Raw genomic sequence first — 22907 nt, 5'->3', positions numbered from 1 at the left:
CCGCGCAGCGTCACGCACGCTCTCCGCCCTCCCGCCCTGCCTGTCCGCCGTCGCCGTGCTGGCAACGGCGGCCCCGGGGCGCCGCCAGGGCGCTCGGGCCCGGCGACCCGCCCCGCGCGCCGGGGAGCCTGGGCGGCCGGGCGGGCGCGGCGCCGGGCCGCGCGGCAAGGGCCCGTAGACTGGTGCGCCGCCGTTCCGCCACCAATCCGGGAGCCCGAAGCAGCCATGGCACGATCCGCGTCCGCCCCGGCAGCAGCGTCCCTGGTGGGGCAGGAGTACGAGGTGGAGGTCGGCCCGGTGGCCCACGGCGGCCACTGCGTGGCCAGGACCCCGTCGGGCCAGGTCGTCTTCGTCCGGCACACGCTGCCCGGCGAGCGGGTCGTCGCCCGCGTTACCGAGGGGCGCGAGGATTCGCGCTACCTGCGCGCCGACGCCGTGGCCGTGCTGGAGGCCTCCCGCGACCGGATCGAGGCGCCGTGCCCGTTCTCCGGGCCCGGCCGGTGCGGTGGCTGCGACTGGCAGCACGTCAAGCCGGGGGCGCAGCGCCGGCTCAAGGCGGACGTGCTGGCCGAGCAGCTGCGCTCGCTCGCCGGGCTCACGCCGCAGGCAGCGGGCTGGGACGGCACCGTGGAGCCGGTGCCGGGCGACAAGGTGCCCGCCGGGGAGGTCCCGGCCTGGCGCACGCGCGTGCAGTACGCCGTGACGGAGGACGGGCGGGCCGGGCTGCGCCGCCACCGGTCGCACGAGGTGGAGCCGGTTGACCGCTGCCTGATCGCCGCGCCAGGCGTGCGCGAGCTGGGGATTGAGCGCCGCACGTGGCCGGGGACTGCCGCCGTGGAGGCCGTGGCCGCCGCGGGGTCGCACGACCGGATGGTCGTGCTGACGCCGCGGCCGGGCTACCGGCTGCCGCTGGTGGAGCTGGACCGGCCGGTGTCGGTGATGCGGGCCGAGCCGGGCACCGGGCGCGGCGAGGGGCCGGTGCACCGCGTCCACGGCCGTCCCTTCGTCCGGGAGCGGGCCGACGGGCGCACCTGGCGCGTCAGCGGCGGCGGCTTCTGGCAGGTCCACGAGCGGGGCGCGGAGCTGCTGGTGGACGCGGTGATGCGCGGCCTGATCCCCCGCAAGGGCGAGAGCGCGCTCGACCTGTACTGCGGGGCCGGGCTCTTCGCCGGCGCGCTGGCCGACCGGGTGGGGGAGCGCGGCGCGGTCCTCGGTATCGAGGCGTCCGCGCGCGCCGTGCGGGACGCCCGGCACAACCTGGCGGACTTCCCGCGCGCCCGGATCGAGCAGGGCACGGTTGAGCGGGTACTGCCCCGGACCGGCATCACGCAGGCGGACCTGGTGGTGCTCGACCCGCCGCGCGCCGGCGCAGGAGAGCGGGTGGTGCGGCGCCTGGCGGGCCTGGGCGCGCGCCGGATCGCGTACGTGGCGTGTGATCCGGCGGCTCTCGCCCGCGACCTGGCGCACTTCGCGGCGCACGGGTACCGGCCCAAGTTCCTGCGGGCCTTCGATCTGTTCCCCATGACGCACCACCTGGAGTGCGTAGCGATCCTCCAGCCCGCCGGGCAGGGCGCCTGACCGCGGTGACGGGCGGGCCCCGGCCCGGGCACGCCGCTGGTGCGGCGCGGCCGTGCCACGGCAGGCGGTGACGGAGAACGCCACGGGCAGATGCGGCAGACGCGGCCCGGCGCGTCGGGGCGCGTGCGCGGGCGCAGAATAGGGCGCATGGATCTCCGCATCTTCACCGAACCGCAGCAGGGCGCCAGCTACGAGACTCTCCTGGCCGTGGCCAGGGCCACCGAGGAGCTGGGGTTCGACGCCTTTTTCCGTTCCGACCACTACCTGGTCATGGGGGACTCCGACGGCCTTCCCGGGCCCACCGACGCCTGGATCACGCTGGCCGGGCTCGCCCGTGAGACGCGGAGGATCCGCCTGGGCACCCTCATGACCGCCGCCACCTTCCGGCTCCCCGGCGTGCTGGCCATCCAGGTCGCGCAGGTCGACGCGATGTCCGGCGGCCGGGTCGAGTTCGGCCTGGGCGCCGGCTGGTACGAGGCGGAGCACACCGCCTACGGCATCCCCTTCCCGGCCGAGAAGTTCCCGCGGCTGGAGGAGCAGCTCGCCGTCATCACCGGGCTGTGGGGCACGCCCCCCGGCGAGACGTTCTCCTACGAGGGCCGCTACTACCAGCTGAAGGACTCGCCCGCGCTGCCCAAGCCGGCACAGCGGAAGGTGCCCGTCCTCATCGGCGGGCTCGGCAAGCGCCGCACGCCCGAGCTGGCGGCGAAGTACGCCGACGAGTTCAACGTGCCGTTCGCCTCGGCCCAGGACAGCGCCGCGCAGTTCCAGCGCGTCCGCACCGCCGCCCAGGAGGCCGGGCGCGACCCGGACAGCCTGGTGTACTCCAACGCGCTGGTGGTGTGCGTCGGCAAGAACGACGCCGAGGTCGCCCGCCGCGCCGAGGCCATCGGCCGCGAGGTGCCCGAGCTGAAGGAGAACGGCCTGGCGGGCTCGCCCGCGGAGGTCGTGGACAAGCTGGGTACCTACGCCGAGACGGCGGGCACCAGCCGCGTCTACCTGCAGGTGCTCGACCTGAGCGACCTCGACCACCTGGAGCTGATCGCCGACCAGGTCAAGCCGCAGGTGAGCTGAGTGCGCCGTCCCGGGGGGCCAGCGAGCGGGCAGCCGGTGCAGGTGCTGGACGGCGGGCTGTCGAACGAGCTCGCCGCCCAGGGCTGCGACCTGTCCGGCGACCTGTGGTCGGCCCGGCTGCTGGCCGAGGACCCCGCGCGCATCAGGGCGGCGCACGCGGCCTACCTGCGCGCGGGGGCGCGCGTGCTGATCACGGCGAGCTACCAGGCGTCGTTCGAGGGGTTCGCCCGGCACGGCATCCCCCGCACCGAGGCGGCGGAGCTGTTCGGCCGCTCCGTCGCCCTCGCCCGGCAGGCCGCCGCCGGCCGGCGCGACGTGCGGGTGGCCGCCTCGCTGGGGCCGTACGGGGCGGTGCAGGCCGACGGCGGGGAGTACCGGGGCCGGTACGGGCTGAGCGTGGCGGAGCTGGAGCGGTTCCACCGGCCGCGGGTACAGGCGCTGGCCGCGGCCGGCCCTGACCTGCTGGCCCTGGAGACCGTGCCGGACGTCACCGAGGCCGAGGCCATGCTCCGCGCGGTGCGCGGCTGCGGGGTGCCGGTGTGGCTGTCGTACACGGTCGCCGGCGGGCGGACCCGGGCCGGGCAGCCGCTGGCCGAGGCGTTCGCGCTGGCAGCGGGCGAGGACCAGGTGGCCTACGTCGGCGTCAACTGCTGCGACCCGGGCGAGGTGACCGAGGCGGTGGCGCTCGCGGCCGAGGTGAGCGGCAAGCCGGTGGTGGCCTATCCCAACGCCGGTCAGCGGTGGGACGCCAGGGCCCGGCGGTTCCGCGGCGCTCCGGCGTTCCGGCCCGAGGCGGCGCTGGCCTGGCGCGACGCCGGGGCCCGCCTGATCGGCGGGTGCTGCCAGGTCGGCCCGCGGCAGATCGCCGCGCTGGCCGCGGTGCTCGGGGCGTAAATCCGGCCGAGTTCGGCGGCGCCGGGCCTGCGCGCCGTTCGACGGCGTTCGATGTGACCGGGGCGTCACGGAGTGCGAGAGCGGCAGGTCACAGCGGTGGCCGCGGCGGTTGTCAGACAACGATTCGTATCCGTGCTGACACACATCGCGACCGAATCTCTTCCCGTCCGGGTGGATCCGGCCGGGTGATCCGGCAGACTGCGGTGCGCGGCCGGATACCTCCGCTGTGCAGGGCAGAGGTCACGACGCCGCCCAGGGACCGCGCACCGGCTGCCTGCTTCCCCGCATTCCACCCGGTGCGCGGTTCCGCCGTTTTACTCCTCCGGTGCCCCGCTGCCCGCCCGTGCCCGCCCCCTCCGGTGGCGCGCTGGTGCGACCCCGGTCGCTGCCCGCGCCGCGCCGGGGCGACCAAAGTCGCGGCGCCTGGCGCGGGGAGCCGACCTTTGGCCGGTGCGGACGGCAGTGCGGCCCGCCTACCGTCGTCTGCGGCTTGCGTGCCCCGGCGAGAGGGACGCGGGGGACGAGACGGATGAGACTGATGAGACGGACGAGAGGGTGCCGCCGCCGATGACCAGCGAGATACCCGCCAAGCAGACCGTGCTGCGATTGTCGCGCCGCGACCTGCTGCTGCTCCTGGTCGGCGGACCGCTGCTCGGCGCGGTGCTGGGCGTGGTGCTGCCGCCGTTGGCCGACTGGGTGGTGGAGCTGCGGTGGGTGCCGATGCGCGGGCCGTTCGAGCTGCTGTCCTCGCTGGACGGCGGCCTGACCCTCCTGTGGTGTGCCCTCGCCGGGCTGCTGCTCGGCCTGGGCCTCGCCACGCTCGCCGTGCTGTCGTGCCTGAAGGTGACGGTCTCGGCGGCGTCGGTGCGCGCCGAGAAGGACGACAACGTCCGCGTCATCGCCCGCGAGGACATCGACGCCGTCTTCCTGGACGGCAAGCGGCTGGTGATCCTCGACCAGGCATCACGGCAGCTGCTGTGCGAGACCATCGAGGCCCGGCCGGAGGACGTGGCACGGGCGTTCACCGCGCACGGCTACCCGTGGACCGCGACCGATCCGTTCGCTGAGCTGTACCGCCGCTGGGTGCCGGACACCCCCGACCTGCCCGCCGCCGCCAACGCCGTGCTGAAGGCCCGGGAAAACGCGCTGAAGAAGAAGGCGGCCGACGACGCGGCGGAGCTGCGCGACGAGGTGCAGAAGCTCGGCTTCGTGGTACGGGACGACGCCGCCAAGCAGTACTGGCGGCCCCTGGTGCGGCCGTGAGCGCGCAGGCGGGCCGGACCCGGCGCGAGGCGACCGCCGACCTGCTGGGGGTGGCGCTCGCCGCGCTGACGGGGCTGGCGTTCCTGGCGGAGGACGCCGACGCCGGGCGGGAGAGCGAAGGCTACCTGCTGCTGTCGGGCGTCGTGATGCTGGCCGGCTCCCTCTCGCTGTGGTGGCGCCGCCGCTGGCCGGTGGGGGTCGCGGCCGGGCTGCTGCCGACGGCGGTGCTCACCGAGTCCACGGCCGGTGCGATTCTCCTGGCGGTCCTGACGGTGGCCGTCCGCAGGTCGTGGCGGGTGACGGCCGCCGTGGTCGCGGCGCACTGCCTGGCGGCCGTGCCCTACACGCTCCGGCGGCCGGAGCCGGACCTGGCGGCGGCGGGCGTCGACGCGGCCGGGCAGGCGCTGTGGGCCATCGGGGCGTCGGCGGTCCTGATGCTTCCCTTCGCGTGGTGGGGTGCCGTGGTGCGCGCCCGGCGCGCGGAGCTGTCGGCGCTGCGGGAGCGGGCCGAGCGCGCTGAGGACGAGGCGCGTGCGGTGGCGGAACGGGTCCGGGCGCGGGAGCGTGCACACCTGGCCCGGGAGATGCACGACGTGCTGGCGCACCGCATCTCGCTGGTGAGCCTGCACGCCGGCGCCCTGGAGCTGCGTCCCTCGCTGCCGCCCGAGGAGGTGGCGGAGGCGGCCCGCACCATCCGTGCCAGCGCGCACCTGGCGCTGGAGGACCTGCGCGAGATCCTCGGCGTGCTGCGGCACGGCGAGGCCGCCGAGGAGGGAGTGCGGCCCCTGCCCGGGCTGGACCGGGTCGCCGAACTGGTCGCGGAGCGCCGCGCCGCCGGGACGCCGGTCGATGTGGACGACCAGCTGCCCGAGGGCGAGGAACCGTCCTTCGCGGTCAGCCGCACGGCCTATCGCGTCGTGCAGGAGGGGCTGACCAATGCCGGGAAGCACGCGCCGGGTGCCCGCGTCGGGCTGCGGCTCGCCCGCACCCCGGAGGGTGAGCTGCACATCAGCCTGCGCAACCTGCTGCCCGCCGCTTCCGCCCCGGTGGTGCCCGGTTCCCGGTCGGGCCTGATCGGCCTGGCCGAGCGGGCCGAGCTGACCGGCGGCCGGCTCGACTACGGCGTCCGCCGGGCGGAGGAGGGGCGCGTGGAGTTCCGCCTGGAGGCGTGGCTGCCGTGGTCCGGGTCCGGCTGACCGGTGCCGGCGCGCTCAGCCGGCCGGCAGGCCCGCCAGCGGCGCGAGCGCGCCCAGCGCCCCCGCCAGCAGCAGCGCGCTGACCACGCCCCGGCGCAGCACGAGCAGCCACAGCCCGGCGAGCCCCAGCACCGCCGCCTGCCAGGCGTGGCCGAGCGCGAGCGCCAGCGGCACGGCGGACCCGCAGATCGCGCCGATGACGGCGGGCCCGGCGCCGAGGAAGAACGCCTGGACGGACGGCAGCGACCGCAGCCGCTCCAGGTCCCGCGCGCCCAGGATGATGAGCAGGAAGGACGGCCCGAAGGCGACGGCTGCCGCGAGCAGCCCGCCCGCGAGGCCGGCCGCCGCGTAGCCGGTGACCGCGACCGTGTGCACCACCGGGCCCGGGGTGATCTGCCCGAGCGCCACCGCGTTGAGGAACTCCCCGCCGGTCAGCCAGCCGTGCTGGTCCACGGCGTCGGCCCGCATCAGCGGAATGATGACGAACCCGCCGCCGTAGGACAGCGCGCCCACCTTGAACGCCACCCACGTCAGCGCCGTGAGCGAGGCCGCCGCCGTCGCCACGGGCGCGGCGGCCAGCAGCAGCCACAGCCGTCCGCCCGCGCGCCCGCCGCCGGCGCGGCCAGGCTCCCGCGCGCCGCCGCGGCCCACGGCCGTCTCGGTCAGGCCCGCACCGATGAGCACCAGCACCAGCCACGGCCCGGCGCAGACCGCTGCCGCGCCGCCCGTGAGGACGTACGCCAGCCACCGCGCCCGCGGTGCCCCGGGCGCGGCCCGGCGCAGGCTGGCAGGGGCCAGCCCGAGCCCCGCGTGGAGCGCCACGGCGGCCACCGCCGCGCCGGCGCCCGCCGCCGCACCGCTGACCCACGACGGCGGGTCGCCCGCCAGGAACATCGCCGCCAGCGCCAGGATCAGCACCAGGCCCGGCGCGATGAAGCAGATCCCGCCCGCCAGCGCGCCCGGCACCCCCCGCAGCCGCCAGGCGCTGAGGATCGCCAGCTGCGTGGAGGCGGGGCCGGGCAGCAGATTCGTCGCCGCGATGTCGTCCTCGAAGGCGCGGGCGGGGATCCACCGCTCGCGCTCCACGCACAGCTGCCGCAGCAGCGTCAGGTGTGCGGGCGGTCCGCCGAAGCCGGTCAGGCCGATGCGCCCCCACTCGCGGGCGATCACCGGCAGGGACACGGTCCTCTCACGCGGCACAGGCGGCTCCCCCCAGGCGGGCGGCTGGACGGTGCTGGCCGGGTGACCCTACCGCCTCGCCCCGCACGGGCGGGTGAACGCCGGGAGACGGAACCGGCGGGCCGGTGCACGCGGGCCGGCTCAGGGAGGTGTTCAGGAGAGTGTCGCCACCATCAGTGCCTTGATGGTGTGCATCCGGTTCTCCGCCTCGTCGAAGACGACCGAGTGCGGTGAGGAGAACACCTCATCGGTGACCTCGAGCGAGTCCAGGCCGTGCCGCTCGTGGATCTCGCGGCCGACCGCGGTGCCCAGGTCGTGGAAGGCGGGCAGGCAGTGCAGGAACCGCACGTCCGGGTTGCCGGTGGCGCGCAGCACGTCCATCGTCACGGCGTACGGCTTGAGCAGCGCGATCCGCTCGTCCCACACCTCGGGGGGCTCGCCGAGCGAGACCCACACGTCGGTGGCGACGAAGTCCGCGCCGCGCACGCCCTCGGTGACGTCCTCGGTGAGGGTGACGCGGGCGCCGCTGTGCTCGGCGAGGCGGCTTGCCTCCTGCCGCACCTCCTCGGCTGGCCACAGCGCCCGGGGGGCGGCGATCCGCACGTCCATCCCGAGGAGTGCGCCCGTGACCAGGTAGGAGTTGCCCATGTTGTTCCGGGCGTCGCCGAGGTAGGCGAACGCCGTCTCGCCCAGCGGCTTGCGGCAGTGCTCCGTCATCGTCAGCACGTCAGCGAGCATCTGCGTCGGGTGCCAGTCGTCGGTCAGCCCGTTGTAGACGGGCACTCCCGCGTGCGCCGCCAGCTCTTCGACGGTGCGCTGCGCGCTGCCCCGGTACTGGATGGCGTCGAACATCCGGCCCAGCACCCGGGCGGTGTCCGCGGTGGACTCCTTGTGGCCCAGGTGCGAGCCCGCCGGATCGAGATAGGTGGTCGCCGCGCCCTGCTGGGAGGCGGCGACCTCGAAGGCGCAGCGGGTGCGCGTCGAGCTCTTCTCGAAGATCAGCGCGACGTGCCGCCCCGCCAGCCGCGGGGTCTCGGTGCCCGAGCGCCGCTCGGACTTCAGCTCGGCGGCCAGGCTGACCAGCGAGCAGAACTCCTCGGCGGTCAGGTCGGTTTCCTTGAGCAGGTGGCGGCCTCTGAGGTCCGTGGCCATCGGCAGGCTCCGTACGTCGCGTGGGGGCTTGCCGGGGCGCCCGGCCTGGCGGACGCGCGCCCCGGTGGTCGTTTGTGTGGAATCTTATACGAAATAAGACATGACTATGCTATGCCTGTCACGGCTGCCGTGTCTGCTGCGGTCTGGTCGCGCCGCGCCAGGTCCGGGCAGCGTCAGCTGACTGGGTCGCGCTCCACCGGGCAGCTCATGCACCGCGGCCCGCCGCGGCCGCGCCCCAGCTCGCTGCCGGGGATCTCCAGCACCTCAAAGCCGCTCTCCCGCAGGTGGCTGTTGGCCGTGACGTTCCGCTCGTACGTCACCACCACACCGGGCTCGACCGCCAGCACGTTGCACCCGTCGTCCCACTGCTCCCGCTCGGCCGCGTGGACGTCCTGCACCGGTGTCAGCACACGGATCCGGTCCAGCCCCAGCGCCGCCGCGATCGCGCGGTGCATGTGCGCGGGCGGGTGGTCCGTCACCCGCAGCCCGCCCTCGCCGTCCGGCTCGATGGTGTACGACGGCAGCATCCCCAGCCCCGCGTACTGCGTGAACGTCTCGCCGTCGACCATCGTCAGCACCGTGTCCAGGTGCATGAACGCCCGCCGCTTGGGCATGTCCAGCGCCACGATCCGCCCCGCCGAGCCCGCCGTGAACAGCCGCCGCGCCAGCAGCTCGACCGCCTGCGGGGTGGTCCGCTCGCTCATCCCGACCAGCACCGCGCCGTTCCCGATGACGAGCACGTCGCCGCCCTCGATCGTCGAGGGATGCGAGCCCTCGCCCTCCGACCAGGTGTGGAACGACCCGGCGCGGGAGGGGGCGAACAGCGGGTGGTAGCGGTAGACCGCCTCGAAGTGCACGCTCTCGCGCTGCCGCGCCGGCCACCGCATCGCGTTGATCGCCACCCCGTCGTACACCCAGGCGGAGGTGTCGCGCGTGAAGAGGTGGTTGGGCAGCGGTGCCAGCAGGAAGTCGTCCGGTTCCATCACGTGGAACCGCACGGAGGAGGGCTCCGGGAAGCCCTCCAGATACTCCCGCTTGGTCATGCCGCCGATCAGCGCCTCGGCGAGGTCGGCGTCGGACAGGCTGCCGAAGTTCTCGCGCAGCCGCCCGGTGGCGAGCGGCCCGTACTCCCGCTCGTCGAACACCCGCTCCAGCACGAGGGCGCGCGCGGCGGGGACGCTGAGCACTTCGGTCAGCAGCTCGCCGAACAGGTGCACCGCCACCCCCCGCTCGCGCAGCAGGGCGGCGAACACGTCGTGTTCCTGCTGCGCCCGCCGCACCCACAGCACGTCGTCGAAGAGCAGTTCCGACCGGTTGCTCGGGGTAAGCCGCTTCAGCTCCAGGCCGGGACGGTGGAGGATCACCCGGCGGAGCCGCCCGGTCTCGGAGGCCACGTGGTACGTCATGGGCCCATCCTCCGTCACAGCCGCGGGTCCACGGGCTCCGACTCCAGCGCCAGCACCGCCGCGACCGCCTCGTGGACGCGCCACAGCGGCTCGCCGGCAGCCAGCCGGTCGAGCGCCTCCAGGCCCAGGGCGTACTCGCGCAGCGCCAGCGACCGCTTGTGCCCCAGCGACCTCTCGCGCAGCCGGGCGAGCCGCTCCGGCCGCAGGTACCCGGGGCCGTAGACCAGCCGCAGGTACTCCCGGCCCCGGACCTTCACCCCGGGCTGGACCAGCCGCCCGGCGGCGTCGGTGGCCAGCGCCTGGCGCGGCTTGACCACCATGCCCTCGCCGCCGCCGGACGTCAGCCGCTCCCACCAGGCGGTGCCGGCCGCCACCGACTCCGGATCGGTGGTGTCGACCGCCAGCCGGGCCGTGGGCACCAGCAGCTCGTCGTGCTCCGCCAGCCGGTCCAGCAGGGCCAGCTGCTCGTCGTGCGGCAGCCCCGCCAGGCTGCGGCCCTCGGCGGCGAGGAGCTGGAACGGCGCCAGCCGCGCCCCCGACAGGCCGTCGGTCTCCCAGCAGTAGCGGCGGTAGGCCGCCGTGAACGCCTCGGCGTCCGCGGCCCGGGCGCGCTGCCGCTCCAGCAGCCCGCCCACCGGCAGGCCCCGCTCCCGCGCGGCCTCCAGCGCCGCCAGCGCCCTCGGGAACACCGCGCGGGCCGCCGCCCCCACGGCCGCGTACCGCTCCCGCACCAGCCCGCCGGCCTTCAGCGACCAGGGCATCAGCTCGGCGTCGAGCAGCAGCCAGTCGGTGTCCAGTTCCTGCCACAGCCCGGCGGCCGACACGCACGCGGCGACGCGCGCCAGCAGCCGCCCGGTCAGCTCCTCGTCGCGGAAGAACGCGCGGCCGGTGCGGGTGTGGACCGCGCCGCGCGTGCCCGGCGGCGCGTCGAAGCGGCGGGCCGCCGTCTTCTCGTCTCGGCACACCAGGACCACCGCCCGCGAGCCCATGTGCTTCTCCTGGCAGATGACCTCCCGCACGCCGGCGTCCCGGTACCCGGCGAACGCCTCGGCCGGGTGCTCCAGGTAGCCCTCGGCCGAGGCCGTGGCGGCCGGCGCCATCGTCGGCGGCAGGTACAGCACCAGCCGCGGGTCCATCGCGAACCGGCTCAGCACCTCCAGCGCCGCCGCCGCGTTCTCCTCACGGACCGTCACCCGGCCGTGGTGGCGGGTCTCCACCACGCGCCGCCCGGCCACATCGCCCAGGTCCAGCGGGCGCGGCGCCGGGGGAGCGGGCGCCAGCGGACGTACCGGCGCGTACCACTCCCGCTCAGCGGGAACGGACACCAGCTCGCGCTCCGGCCAGCGCAGCGCGGACAGCCTGCCGCCGAAGACGCACCCGGTGTCCAGGCAGAGCGTGTTGTTGTGCCACCTCGCCTCGGGCACCGGGGTGTGGCCGTAGACGACGGCCGCCTTGCCCCGGTACTCGTCGGCCCAGGGGTAGCGCACCGGCAGACTGAACTCATCGGTCTCGCCGGTGGTGTCGCCGTACAGCGCGTGCGCCCGCACCCGGCCGGAGGTGCGGCCGTGGTAGCGCTCGGGCAGCCCGGCGTGGCTGACGACCAGCCGCCCGCCGTCGAGCACGTAGTGGCTGACCAGGCCGTCCAGGAACTCCCGCACCCGCGCACGGAAGCCCGGGTCCGTCTCCTCCTCGCGCTCCAGCTGCGCCGCCGTCTCGGCCAGGCCGTGCGCCATCGAGGTGTTCCGGCCCGCGAGGTACCGGGCGAGCTTGTTCTCGTGATTGCCGGGCACGCACAGCGCGTTCCCGGCGGCGGTCATGCCGAGCACCAGCCGCAGCACGCCGGGGCTGTCCGGCCCCCGGTCGACCAGGTCACCGAGGAAGACGGCCGTCCTGCCCTCCGGGTGGCGGGCGTTGACCGCGCGCCCGGAGCCGTCCCGTTCGAGGACGTACCCCAGCGGCCCCGACAGCAGCGACTCCAGTTCACCGCGGCAGCCGTGGACGTCGCCGATGAGGTCGAACGGCCCGGTCAGGTGGGTGAGGTCGTTGTACCGCCGCCGCAGCCGCACCCGCGCGGCTGCCACCTCCTCCTCGCCGCGCAGCACGTGCACCGTGCGGAAGCCCTCACGCGCCAGGCCGCGCAGCGAGCGCCGCAGCTCGCGGTGCTGGCGCCGGATGACGTGGTCCGGCAGCGCGGCCCGTTCGGGCCGGGCGGCGTTCCGCTCGGCGCAGACCCGCTCGGGTATGTCCAGGACGATCGCCACCGGCAGCACGTCGTGCTCGCGGGCCAGCCGGACGAGTGAACGGCGCGACTCCCGCTGCACGCTGGTGGCGTCGACGACCGTCAGCCGCCCGGCTGCCAGCCGCTTGCCCGCGATGACGTGCAGCAGGTCGAACGCCTCGGCGGTGGCGCTCTGGTCGTTCTCGTCGTCGGCCACCATGGCGCGGCAGGCGTCGGAGGAGACGACCTGCGTCGGCTGGAAGTGGCGGCGGGCGAACGTGGACTTGCCCGAGCCGGTGGTGCCGATCAGGACCACGAGCGAGAGGTCGGGGATGTCGAGGTCGGTCATGCGGCGCGCCCTTCCCTGGTGCCGTCGGTGGTCCGTGTGAACAGCGCGAGCTGCGTGGGCGGCCCCAGCTCGGGGTCCTCGTCCCCGACGGGCCGGAAGGCGACGGTGTAGCCGTGCGCGGCGGCCACCGCCCCGGCCCACGCCCGGAAGCGCTTGCGCGGCCACTCGAAGCGGTGGTCCTCGTGGCGCATGGCGCCCGCGGGCAGCCCCGGGTAGCGGGCGTTGTACTCGGCGTTCGGCGTCGTCACCACCACGACGCGGGGCCGGGCCGCGGCGAAGACGGCGTGTTCGAGCGCGGGCAGCCGCGGCGGGTCCACGTGCTCGATGACCTCGCTGAGCACGGCGGCGTCGTACGCGGCGAGCCGGGCGTCGGTGTACATCAGCGACCCCTGCACCAGCGTGAGCCGCGCGCGCTGCCGTTCCGGCATGCGGCCGGTGCCCAGCCGCCGTTCGGCCGCGCGCAGTGCGCGGACCGAGACATCCATGCCCAGCACGTCGGTGAAGCCGGGGTCCTTGAGCAGCTCGGCCAGCAGCTGCCCGCTGCCGCAGCCGAGATCGGCGACGCGGGCGGCACGGCACTCGCGCAGCACGGCCAGGACGGCCTTTCGGCGGCGCTCCGCCAGCGGCACGGCCTCCCCGCCCGGGGCCTGCGGGGCGCTGCCGTCGCCGCCGTCGCTGCTGCCGTCGTCGGCCACCGCGTTGTCCAGCTCCTCCGGCGCGGTGTCGTCCGACTCGGCGAGCCGGGCCAGTTCGAGCCGCTGCAGCGCCCGCCGGGTGAAGGCGGTGCGGTGCGCCAGGTAGCGGCCGGCGATGAACCGCTGCTCGGGGTGGGAGGCCAGCCAGCCCTCCCCGGCCCGCAGCAGCTTGTCCACCTCCTCCTCGGTGATCCAGTAGTGCTTGCCGTCGTCGAGCACCGGCAGCAGCACGTACAGCTGCCGCAGCGCGTGGGAGAGCAGCGTGGTCCCCGCCAGCACCAGCCGCACGCAGGAGGCGTCGCCCCAGGCGGGGAACTGCGGGTCCAGCGGCACGGGTTCGGCCGTCACCCGCCATCCCAGCGGCGTGAACAGCCGGTGCGCCGCCGCCGCGCCGCCGCGCGCGGAGAGCGCGGGCACCTCAATGCGCAGCGGCAGCTCGGTCGCCGCCAGGGCGGGCCGGGCGGCGCACTCGCCGCGCATCGCCGAGCGGAAGACCTGGCCCAGCGCGACCGCGAGCAGTGAGGACGCGACGTACGGCCGGTCGGTCACGTGCGCCGCCGCTTCCTGCCGCCCCCGGCCGCGTGCGAGGGCGGCGGGGTCGGTCTCCAGCAGCAGCGCCGCCGTGCAGCGGTCCTCGCCGGCCTCCGGGTAGAAGACGTGGGCGGTGCCGGCGGAGACGGCGAACTCCTGGATGCGGTCGGGGTGTTTGTGCAGCAGGTAGCCGAGGTCCGAGGCCGGGTGGCCGGCCGCGGCGGCGGTCGAGATCGTCAGGAACACCCGGTCGAGTATCGCCACGTGGCGCTGCCGGGGCCAGGTGTTTTCCCGTGCGGCGGACCGCCGGCCCTCCGGCCAGCGCGCGGGCCCGCCGACGAGGGCGCCGGTCTCTTCCGCAAAGCGTGTGACACACGGGACGCGCGGGCATGACAACTCCGTGGCGAAGACGCGTGAGGAGGAGCAACTTCCCCGCAGCCGCTGGCGGTTGGTGGGGCCTGGCATCGTGGTGGCCGCCACCGGCGTCGGCGCCGGTGACCTGGTCGCGACGACCGTGGCGGGGGAGCGCTACGGCTACACCCTGCTGTGGGCGGCGGTCCTCGGCTGCCTGATCAAGATCTCGCTGGCCGAGGCGGCGGGGCGCTGGCATCTCGCCACCGGCACCACCCTCTTCGAGGGCTGGCGGACACTCGGCCCGTGGACGACCGTCTACTTCGCGGGCTACGTGGCCGTCTGGGGATTCGTCTACGGCTCGGTCGCCATGTCCGCGAGCGGCCTGCCGCTGGCCGCGCTCTTCCCGGACGGGCCCGACTACCGGGTCTGGGGCGTACTGTGCGCGCTGCTGGGCCTGGCCTGCGTCTGGTGCAACCGCTACGCCGTCATCGAGCGCGTGATGACGGTGCTGGTGGGCGTGATGTTCGTCGTCACGGTCGGCCTCGCGATCCGCGTCACCCCCGACCTGGGCGGGCTGGGCGCCGGGCTGCTGCCCACGTTCCCCGACGGCTCCCTGGTGTACACGCTGGGCCTGATGGGCGGCGTCGGCGGCTCCATCACGCTGGCGGCCTACGGTTACTGGGTCACCGCCAAGGGCTGGCGGGGCCCGCGCTGGATCCCCGTGATGCGCTGGGACAACCGCGTCGCCTACGCGATGACCGGCGTCTTCGTCATCGCCATGCTCATCGTGGGGGCGGAGCTGCTGCGCGCGGCCGACGTCGCGCTGGCGAGCGGGGACCGCGGCCTGCTGGACGTCGGCGAGGTGCTGGAGGAGCGCTTCGGCGCGCTGACGGCCAAGGTCTTCCTCCTCGGCTTCTTCGCGACGTCCTTCAGCTCCCTGCTGGGCGTCTGGCATGGCGTCAGCCTGCTGTTCGCCGACTTCACGGCGCGGCTGCGGGCCGCCCGGGGCGCAGGTGACGGCGGCGCGGCGGCCAGGGAGCCGGAGCGGTCACGGCCGTTCCGGGCGTATCTGCTGTGGCTGACGTTCCCTCCGATGCTGCTGCTGTACCAGGACGAGCCGGTTGCCCTGACCCTCGCCTACGGGGTCATCGGCGCGCTGTTCATGCCCTTCCTCGCCGTCACGCTGCTGTGGCTGCTCAACGGGCCCCGCACGCCGCGGGCGTGGCGCAGCGGCCTGGTCAGCAACGTGATGCTGGTAGGCGCCACGGCGCTGTTCGTCTTCCTGAGCGTGCGGGAGATCCAGGATCTGCCCTGGTGAACTGCCCCCGGCGGCCGGGCGGCGCCGGGCCCCGGCAGCGGGCGGCCGCCGCGCGGCGTCACGCGCGCCGCACGCCCCCGCTGCCGGCCGCGCCCGCGGGCCGCCGCTGGTCAGACGAGCAGCGCCGCGGCCAGCAGGTACGGCAGGCAGCCCGTGACCACGCCGGCGAAGACGACGGTGGCGGTCATCGTGGCCCGCCCGGGGACGACGCGGGCCAGCAGGCCGCTGACGACGAGTCCGCTCACCCCGGCGGCCAGCTCGTAGAGGACGAGCGCGGGCGACACGAGCATGGCCAGCACGCTTGTGGCGGCAAAGAGCGCGAGCGTGCGCCGCGCAGTCCTGCTGTCCAGCCGGTCCAGCCTGTTGTCCAGCGCCTGATCCATCGCGGAACTCCTCAGCACAGCCGGGTGGTTACCGTCCCGTGATATGTCCCCCGTGAAGGCGCCGTTTAATCCGCGTCGACGAGGTGGCTGTTCGGTCATGAAACCGGACGGATTCGGTCACGAAGTGCATGTTGCTGTGAAGTTTTCTTCCAGCTTCTTGCTGGTTTCCGTTGCAGGTCGCGGTGGCCGCCGCGGGGAGGGGGGCGTGCCGCCGTCACAGCGCGGACCAATGGTGTTGCCGCGCCCCTCTGGCCATCGTCGCCGGGGCCGTGGATGATGAGCCCGTTCGGTGTTCCGCCTGTTCTGCCACGACAGTCCCGATGGCCTCGGCGCTACCCGCCGGCACAGGAGGAAGTCCCCCCACCCGCGCCACCCTCGCACGCCTGTGCGCGCCCGCCCTTTGAAATGTCATGTACAGAACAGGCTGCGTGACCATCTCACAGCGAAGGGAGTCCGCAGTGGCCTGCTCGACCACTCCCCTCTGGGCAGGGGAGACCACCTGGTTCTGCTGCGGCGCCGCCTGGGGTCCGTGCGACAGCGCGGGCGGCGGCGCCTGCGGCAACTGCAGCTCGGCCGCCAACCACGGCGCCTGGCCCAACGCCTCGCAGGCGTGCTGGGACATCACCCGCCCCGATCTCTGCGGCGAGGGCGGCCTGCCCCGACGCGGCTGCGGCTCGGTGATGAACGTCCGGCACCAGTGCACCAACGCGACCGTCTGCATCACCATCACCGACTGCGGTCCGCGCACCAGAAGCTTCTGCGGCGAGCAGTCCTGCTGCGGCGGGAACTGCCGCGTCAACCGGGTGCTCGACCTGACGCCCGCCGCGTTCTCCGCCATCGGCAGCCTCGACTCCGGCGTGCTGCCCGTCGTCATCACCGAGTGAGGAGGCCCGCATGTCGTCATCCGTCCCGGCCAGCCGCGTCGGCCGGAGAAGCTTCCTGACCTCCGCTGCCGTCGGCGGCGCCACCATCGTCGGCGCTTCCGCGCTCGGCGCCCTGGACGCCGACGCCGCCTTCGCCGCGCCGACGCCCTCCCTCGACCCGGCGATCGCGCGTACCTCGTTCGCCGAGGGCCGGATCAGCGCCGTCTCCGGGCGGCTGCTCCACGTCACCGGCTCCCACGGCGAGCGGCACCGCATCCAGCTCACCCACGCCACCAGCGTCTGGAAGGCGCGCCCCACCACCCCGGACGCCGTCGAGCCCGGCGACGGCCTGTACGCCCGGGGCGTCGAGATGCCCGATGGCACCCTTGCCGCCGACGCGGTGTGGGTCAACATCGTCAACCTCTACACGACGATCCAGGGCATCCAGCGGGACCGCCTCTACCTCGCGCACGGCAACCGGGAGCTGCTCGGCCGCACCCTCCCGGAGACCACCGCCTCCTACGCGGGGAGCGCGCTCACCTCGGACCTGTCGCGGCTGCGGATCGGCCAGCCTGCCCAGGTGCTCGGCGCCTGGCGCCCGGCCGACGACTCCATCGACCTGGTCCGTGTCACCGTCGGCCACTGACCCCGGCCGCACCCCGGAAGGAGGAATCCGCACGTGACCAACGTGACGCTGGTGGCGAGCATGGTGCCGCTGCTGCTGGGAGGACTGCTCGCGTGGACCGGCGCGGGGAAGCTGCTGAGCCGGGCGGCACGGGTCCAGGCGGCGCGCACCGCGCTGCCGCGCCTGACCGGCGGCCCCGGCCGGGCCGCGGTGGTGCTCCGGGCCGCCGGCGGCGCGGAGGCGGTGCTGGCGGCCGGGCTGCTGGCCGCGCCGGCCGCGCCCGTCACCGGGGCGGCCACGGCGCTGCTGGGCGCCGGGTTCCTGGCCTACCTGGCGTACGCCAGGGCCGTGGATCCCGGCGCGTCCTGCGGCTGCTCCGCCCGCGAGACGGACCCGGTGACCTGGCACTCCTTCGTCCGTGCCGCTGCCGTGGCGGGCGGCGGGGTGCTGGCGGCCGCGGCGGCGCAGCCCTGGTGGCAGGCGCTGGCCGAGCGGCCGGCGGCCGCCGCCGTGGTGCTGGCCGGAGGAGCGGCGGGACTGGCGTTCCTCTCGGCGGGCCCGCGGCGCCGCTGGGCCGTTCCGCTGCGGCGGCTGCGGCTGCGGCTGTCCGGTCACCCGCTGCGGGCGGCGGGACACGGCGGGACGGTGCCGGTCGCCGCCTCCGTGGAGCTGCTGGAGCGCTCCCTGGCCTGGGAGGCCGCCGCCCCGCTCATCCGCTCCGGGCTCGTCGAGCACTGGGAGGAGGACGGCTGGCGGATCCTGCACTACACCGGCGTGGACGCCACGGGTGAGCGGGAACGGCCGGTGTCCGTGGTCTTCGCCATGGACGCCACCGCCACGCTGGAGGCGGCGCGCGGCCACGTCATCCGCGTCAGCGTCGTGGACCAGGAGACGGAGGAGGTCGTGACCGGGCGGCTGATCCGCGAACCGCTGCGGCTCGCCGGCTAGGGCGCATCGGCAGGGGAGAACCGGGGGACCGGAGAACGCAAAAGCGAGGGGTGTCCCGTGCCCTGCCGCGGGACACCCCGTGCGGTGCCGGTGCCGTCAGATGTCGCGGAACGTCTCGATCTGGGCCCCTACGGAGTTGAGCCGCTCGGCCAGGTCCTCGTAGCCGCGGTTGATGACGTACACGTTCCGCAGCACGGACGTGCCCTCGGCCGCCATCATCGCCAGCAGCACCACGACGGCCGGGCGCAGCGCCGGCGGGCACATCATCTCCGCCGCGCGCCAGCGCGTCGGCCCCTCAACCAGGACCCGGTGCGGGTCGAGCAGCTGGAGCCGGCCGCCGAGGCGGTTGAGGTCGGTCAGGTAGATCGCGCGGTTGTCGTAGACCCAGTCGTGGATCAGGGTCGAGCCGTGCGCCGAGGCGGCGATCGCCGCGAAGAACGGCGCGTTGTCGATGTTCAGCCCCGGGAACGGCATCGGGTGGATCTTGTCGATCGGCGCCTCCAGCTTGGAGGGCCGCACGGTCAGGTCGGCCAGCCGGGTCCTGCCGTTGTCCGCCGCGTACTCCGGCCCCAGGTCGTGGTCCAGGCCCATGCCCTCCAGCACGGCCAGCTCGATCTCCAGGAACTCCAGCGGCACCCGGCGGATCGTCAGCTCCGACTCGGTCACCACGGCCGCGGCGATCAGGCTCATGGCCTCGACCGGGTCCTCGGAGGGCGAGTAGTCCACGTCGCGGTCGATGTCCGGCACGCCGTGCACCACCAGCGTGGTGGTGCCGACGCCCTCGATCCGCACGCCGAGCTGTTCCAGGAAGAAGCACAGGTCCTGGACCATGTAGTTCGACGAGGCGTTGCGGATCACCGTCACGCCGCCGTGGCGGGCAGCGGCCAGCAGCGCGTTCTCCGTGACCGTGTCGCCGCGCTCGGTGAGCACGATCGGCCGGTCGGGACGGATGTCCCGGTTGACCGTCGCGTGGTACATGCCCTCCGTCGCCGTGACCTCCAGGCCGAAGCGGCGCAGCGCCATCATGTGGGGCTCGACCGTGCGCGTGCCCAGGTCACAGCCGCCGGCGTAGGGGATCTTGAACCGGTCCATGCGGTGCAGCAGCGGGCCGAGGAACATGATGATGCTCCGGGTCCGGCGGGCCGCCTCCTCGTCGATGGCGTCGAGGTTCAGCTCGGCGGGCGGCACGATCTCCAGGTCGGCGCCGTCGTTGATCCAGCGGGTGCGGACGCCGATGGAGTTGAGTACCTCCAGGATCCGGAAGACCTCCTCGATCCGCGCCACCCGGCGCAGGACGGTGCGGCCGGAGTTCAGCAGCGAGGCGCACAGCAGCGCCACGCAGGCGTTCTTGCTCGTCTTGACGTCGATGGCGCCCGAGAGCTGTCTGCCGCCGACGACCCGCAGATGCATCGGCCCTGCGTACCCGAGCGAGACGATCTCGCTGTCCAGGGCCTCGCCGATCCTGGCGATCATCTCAAGGCTGATGTTCTGGTTGCCTCGTTCGATGCGGTTAACGGCGCTCTGACTTGTCCCCAGCGCCTCCGCGAGCTGGACCTGCGTCCAGCCACGATGCTGGCGCGCGTCCCTGATGAGCTGTCCGATCCGGGCGAGGTAGTCGTCGGTCATAGCTTCGACTTTATCTCACATATGAGATGAGCGCCCCTTGAGGGGGTGGTGTGTCGGGCTGTTGTCGTCCGGGGTGCTTTCCGGGTCCTGTCCGGGTCCTGTCCGGCTTGCCGTCCGGCTTCGGACCCAGTCAGCCATCTCATCTCATCATCTCCCCCGCACTCTCTCATCTGGAGGGGGTGCGTCCGCGCGCGGGGCGTCCCCGGCGTGTCCTGGCCCTGCGGTGCCCAACTGCCTGGCGGCAGGCGTCTGCCCGGTTTCCGCTGGGGCGGCTCCGGACACCCGTACGGGCGCGGGCGGGGCGGCATGACCCGGTGACCGCGATGTACTAGGGTGGTATCTCGACATCGAGATATCTGGCGAGGACGCTGAAGGAGACAGTCGTGTCGGCGAACAGCTTCGACGCCCGCAGCACGCTTGAGGTGGGCGGCGAGTCGTACGAGATCTTCCGGCTGGACAAGGTGGAGGGCTCCTCCCGGCTGCCGTACAGCCTGAAGGTGCTCCTGGAGAACCTCCTGCGGACGGAGGACGGGGCGAACATCACCGCCGACCACATCCGTGCGCTGGGCTCCTGGGACCCCAAGGCCCAGCCGAGCCGGGAGATCCAGTTCACCCCGGCCCGCGTCATCATGCAGGACTTCACGGGCGTGCCGTGCGTGGTGGACCTGGCCACCATGCGCGAGGCCGTCCGCGAGCTCGGCGGTGACCCGGCCCGCATCAACCCGCTGGCCCCGGCCGAGCTGGTCATCGACCACTCCGTCATCGCTGACAAGTTCGGCACGCCCGACTCCTTTCAGCAGAACGTCGAGCTGGAGTACGGCCGCAACCGCGAGCGCTACCAGTTCCTGCGCTGGGGGCAGACCGCCTTCGACGAGTTCAAGGTCGTGCCGCCGGGCACCGGCATCGTCCACCAGGTGAACATCGAGCACCTCGCCCGCGTCGTCATGGTGCGCAACGGCCAGGCGTACCCCGACACCCTCGTCGGCACCGACTCGCACACCACGATGGTCAACGGCCTGGGCGTGCTCGGCTGGGGCGTCGGCGGCATCGAGGCCGAGGCGGCCATGCTCGGCCAGCCGGTGTCCATGCTGATCCCGCGCGTCGTCGGCTTCAAGCTGACCGGTGAGCTGCCCACCGGCACCACCGCCACCGACCTGGTGCTGACCATCACCGAGATGCTCCGCAAGCACGGCGTGGTCGGCAAGTTCGTCGAGTTCTACGGCGAGGGCGTCGGCGCGATCCCGCTCGCCAACCGCGCCACGATCGGCAACATGTCGCCGGAGTTCGGCTCCACCGCGGCCATCTTCCCCATCGACGCCGAGACCATCAGCTACCTGCGGCTGACCGGCCGCACCGAGAGCCAGCTGGCGCTCGTCGAGGCGTACGCCAAGGAACAGGGCCTGTGGCACGACCCGGCTGTGGAGCCGGAGTACTCCGAGTACCTGGAGCTCGACCTGGCCAGCGTGGAGCCCTCCATCGCCGGCCCCAAGCGCCCGCAGGACCGGATCGCGCTGACCGAGGCGAAGAGCAAGTTCTGCGAGGACGTCCGCGCCTACGTGCCGTCCACCGACGCTGACGAGGCGGGCAAGGAGTCCTTCCCGGCCTCCGACTCCCCGGCCGTCTCCAACGGCGTGCCCAGCAAGCCCGTCCCCGTGAGCCTGGCCGACGGCACCACGTTCGAGCTGGACCACGGCGCCGTCACCGTTGCCGCCATCACCTCCTGCACCAACACCTCCAACCCCTCGGTCATGGTGGGCGCCGCGCTGCTCGCCAAGAAGGCCGTGGAGCGCGGCCTGACCCGCAAGCCGTGGGTGAAGACCACGCTGGCGCCCGGCTCCAAAGTCGTCATGGACTACTACGACCGCGCAGGGCTGACGCCGTACCTGGACAAGCTCGGCTTCAACCTGGTCGGCTACGGCTGCACCACCTGCATCGGCAACTCCGGGCCGCTGCCCGAGGAGATCTCGAAGGCCATCAACGACAACGACCTGGCGGTCGTCTCCGTCCTGTCCGGCAACCGGAACTTCGAGGGCCGCATCAACCCCGACGTCAAGATGAACTACCTGGCGTCCCCGCCGCTCGTGGTCGCCTACGCCCTGGCCGGCTCCATGAAGGTGGACATCACCAGCGAGCCGCTGGGCGCCGACAGCGAGGGCAAGCCGGTGTACCTGCGCGACATCTGGCCGTCGGAGCAGGAGATCGAGGAGATCATCGCCGGCGCCATCGGGCAGGAGATGTTCAGCCAGAGCTACGCCGACGTCTTCGCCGGCGACGCCCAGTGGAACGCGCTGCCCATCCCGACCGGCTCGACGTTCGAGTGGGACCCGGAGTCCACCTACGTGCGCAAGCCCCCGTACTTCGAGGGCATGACGCGTGAGCCGCAGCCCGTCTCCGACATCGAGGGCGCCCGCGTGCTGGCCAAGCTCGGTGACTCGGTCACCACCGACCACATCTCGCCGGCCGGCGCGATCAAGGCCGACACTCCGGCCGGGAAGTACCTCACCGAGCACGGCGTGGCCCGCCGCGACTTCAACTCCTACGGGTCGCGCCGCGGCAACCACGAGGTGATGATCCGCGGCACGTTCGCCAACATCCGGCTGCGCAACCAGATCGCTCCCGGCACCGAGGGCGGCTACACCCGCGACTTCACCCAGGAAGGCGCCCCGGTGTCGTTCATCTACGACGCCGCCCAGAACTACCAGGCGGCGGGCGTGCCGCTGGTGGTGCTCGCGGGCAAGGAGTACGGCTCCGGCTCGTCCCGCGACTGGGCCGCCAAGGGCACCGCGCTGCTGGGCGTGCGGGCCGTCATCGCCGAGTCCTACGAGCGGATCCACCGCTCCAACCTCATCGGCATGGGCGTGCTGCCGCTCCAGTTCCCCGAGGGGGAGAGCGCCGCGTCGCTCGGCCTGACCGGCGAGGAGACCTACTCCATTACGGGCATCACCGCCCTCAACGACGGCGGCATCCCCGAGACCGTGCGGGTGACCACGGACACCGGCGTCAGCTTCGACGCCGTGGTCCGCATCGACACCCCCGGTGAGGCGGACTACTACCGCAACGGCGGCATCATGCCGTACGTGCTGCGGTCGCTGCTGCGCAAGTAAGGCACACATCAGTCACTGCTGCGACGCCGCGGCGCGCGCAGGGCACCGGGCCGCTCCCGCCATGAGGCGGGGGCGGCCCGTGCGCATGCGGCCAGATTGCGACTCGGACACGCCTGCGCGCACAGGCTGTGCGCGACCTACCGCCGTTCGG

General features: G+C 74.0%; 17 protein-coding genes. 10 read left to right on the top strand and 7 right to left on the bottom strand.

Annotated features, from left to right (window positions below; genetic code table 11):
• Positions 1–225: 225 nt before the first annotated feature.
• The 5 genes from JK356_RS10390 (at position 226) to JK356_RS22340 (ending at position 6005) form a co-directional block, all read left to right on the top strand.
• Complete coding sequence (locus tag JK356_RS10390; RefSeq protein WP_201867335.1) at positions 226–1578, top strand: class I SAM-dependent RNA methyltransferase; 1353 nt, start codon at positions 226–228, stop codon at positions 1576–1578.
• Between the two features lie 147 nt (positions 1579–1725).
• A complete protein-coding gene (locus JK356_RS10385; RefSeq protein WP_201867334.1) occupies positions 1726–2652 on the top strand; it encodes an LLM class F420-dependent oxidoreductase in 927 nt (308 codons plus the stop codon).
• On the top strand, positions 2653–3546 hold the full coding sequence (gene mmuM / locus JK356_RS10380; RefSeq protein ID WP_307815517.1) for a homocysteine S-methyltransferase: 894 nt from the start codon (positions 2653–2655) through the stop codon (positions 3544–3546).
• 567 nt (positions 3547–4113) lie between these two features.
• The gene (locus tag JK356_RS10375; RefSeq protein ID WP_201867333.1) at positions 4114–4809 is read left to right on the top strand and encodes a hypothetical protein; all 696 of its coding nucleotides are present in this window, start codon (positions 4114–4116) and stop codon (positions 4807–4809) included.
• Positions 4806–6005: a sensor histidine kinase gene (locus JK356_RS22340; protein WP_201867332.1), complete on the top strand. Its 1200-nt coding sequence runs from the start codon at positions 4806–4808 to the stop codon at positions 6003–6005. The genes JK356_RS10375 and JK356_RS22340 overlap by 4 nt, the downstream gene beginning before the upstream one ends.
• A gap of 15 nt (positions 6006–6020) precedes the next feature.
• Here JK356_RS22340 and chrA read toward each other — a convergent pair whose 3' ends face one another.
• The 5 genes from chrA to JK356_RS10345 all read right to left on the bottom strand — a co-directional run bounded on the left by chrA (position 6021) and on the right by JK356_RS10345 (position 13781).
• A complete protein-coding gene (gene chrA / locus JK356_RS10365) occupies positions 6021–7205 on the bottom strand; it encodes a chromate efflux transporter (RefSeq protein ID WP_201867331.1) in 1185 nt (394 codons plus the stop codon).
• 132 nt (positions 7206–7337) lie between these two features.
• A complete protein-coding gene (gene argF / locus JK356_RS10360; protein ID WP_201867330.1) occupies positions 7338–8336 on the bottom strand; it encodes an ornithine carbamoyltransferase in 999 nt (332 codons plus the stop codon).
• 173 nt (positions 8337–8509) lie between these two features.
• A complete protein-coding gene (locus JK356_RS10355) occupies positions 8510–9742 on the bottom strand; it encodes an arginine deiminase (protein ID WP_201867329.1) in 1233 nt (410 codons plus the stop codon).
• A gap of 14 nt (positions 9743–9756) precedes the next feature.
• Positions 9757–12309, bottom strand: coding sequence for a polynucleotide kinase-phosphatase (locus tag JK356_RS10350; protein ID WP_201867328.1), 2553 nt, complete (start codon positions 12307–12309; stop codon positions 9757–9759).
• Positions 12306–13781 carry a 3' terminal RNA ribose 2'-O-methyltransferase Hen1 gene (locus JK356_RS10345; RefSeq protein ID WP_201867418.1) on the bottom strand — a complete coding sequence of 492 codons (1476 nt, stop codon included), beginning with the start codon at positions 13779–13781 and terminating at the stop codon, positions 12306–12308. The genes JK356_RS10350 and JK356_RS10345 overlap by 4 nt, the downstream gene beginning before the upstream one ends.
• A gap of 154 nt (positions 13782–13935) precedes the next feature.
• On the opposite strand from JK356_RS10345, the gene JK356_RS10340 reads away from it, so the two are divergent.
• Positions 13936–15207 carry an Nramp family divalent metal transporter gene (locus tag JK356_RS10340; RefSeq protein WP_201867327.1) on the top strand — a complete coding sequence of 424 codons (1272 nt, stop codon included), beginning with the start codon at positions 13936–13938 and terminating at the stop codon, positions 15205–15207.
• A gap of 110 nt (positions 15208–15317) precedes the next feature.
• On the opposite strand, the gene JK356_RS10335 is transcribed toward JK356_RS10340, so the two are convergent.
• Positions 15318–15590: a hypothetical protein gene (locus JK356_RS10335; RefSeq protein WP_201867326.1), complete on the bottom strand. Its 273-nt coding sequence runs from the start codon at positions 15588–15590 to the stop codon at positions 15318–15320.
• 458 nt (positions 15591–16048) lie between these two features.
• Here JK356_RS10335 and JK356_RS10330 point away from each other — a divergent pair, with 458 nt between their 5' ends.
• The 3 genes from JK356_RS10330 to JK356_RS10320 are packed head-to-tail and all read left to right on the top strand — an operon-like array spanning position 16049 to position 18026.
• Positions 16049–16474, top strand: coding sequence for an RlpA-like double-psi beta-barrel domain-containing protein (locus JK356_RS10330; protein ID WP_201867325.1), 426 nt, complete (start codon positions 16049–16051; stop codon positions 16472–16474).
• A 10-nt stretch (positions 16475–16484) separates the two neighbouring features.
• Complete coding sequence (locus JK356_RS10325; RefSeq protein ID WP_201867324.1) at positions 16485–17099, top strand: cell wall protein; 615 nt, start codon at positions 16485–16487, stop codon at positions 17097–17099.
• 33 nt (positions 17100–17132) lie between these two features.
• Positions 17133–18026, top strand: a complete 894-nt coding sequence (locus tag JK356_RS10320; protein WP_307815516.1) for a MauE/DoxX family redox-associated membrane protein — start codon at positions 17133–17135, stop codon at positions 18024–18026.
• Positions 18027–18122: 96 nt separating this feature from the next.
• On the opposite strand, the gene JK356_RS10315 is transcribed toward JK356_RS10320, so the two are convergent.
• A complete protein-coding gene (locus JK356_RS10315) occupies positions 18123–19652 on the bottom strand; it encodes a UDP-N-acetylglucosamine 1-carboxyvinyltransferase (RefSeq protein ID WP_201867323.1) in 1530 nt (509 codons plus the stop codon).
• A gap of 383 nt (positions 19653–20035) precedes the next feature.
• On the opposite strand from JK356_RS10315, the gene acnA reads away from it, so the two are divergent.
• Positions 20036–22756, top strand: a complete 2721-nt coding sequence (gene acnA, locus JK356_RS10310; protein WP_201867322.1) for an aconitate hydratase AcnA — start codon at positions 20036–20038, stop codon at positions 22754–22756.
• The last annotated feature ends 151 nt before the right edge of the window (positions 22757–22907 follow it).

Source organism: Streptomyces sp. 7-21 (assembly GCF_016741785.1).
GTDB lineage: Bacteria > Actinomycetota > Actinomycetes > Streptomycetales > Streptomycetaceae > Streptomyces.
This window is presented reverse-complemented; position numbering and strand designations above follow the sequence as displayed.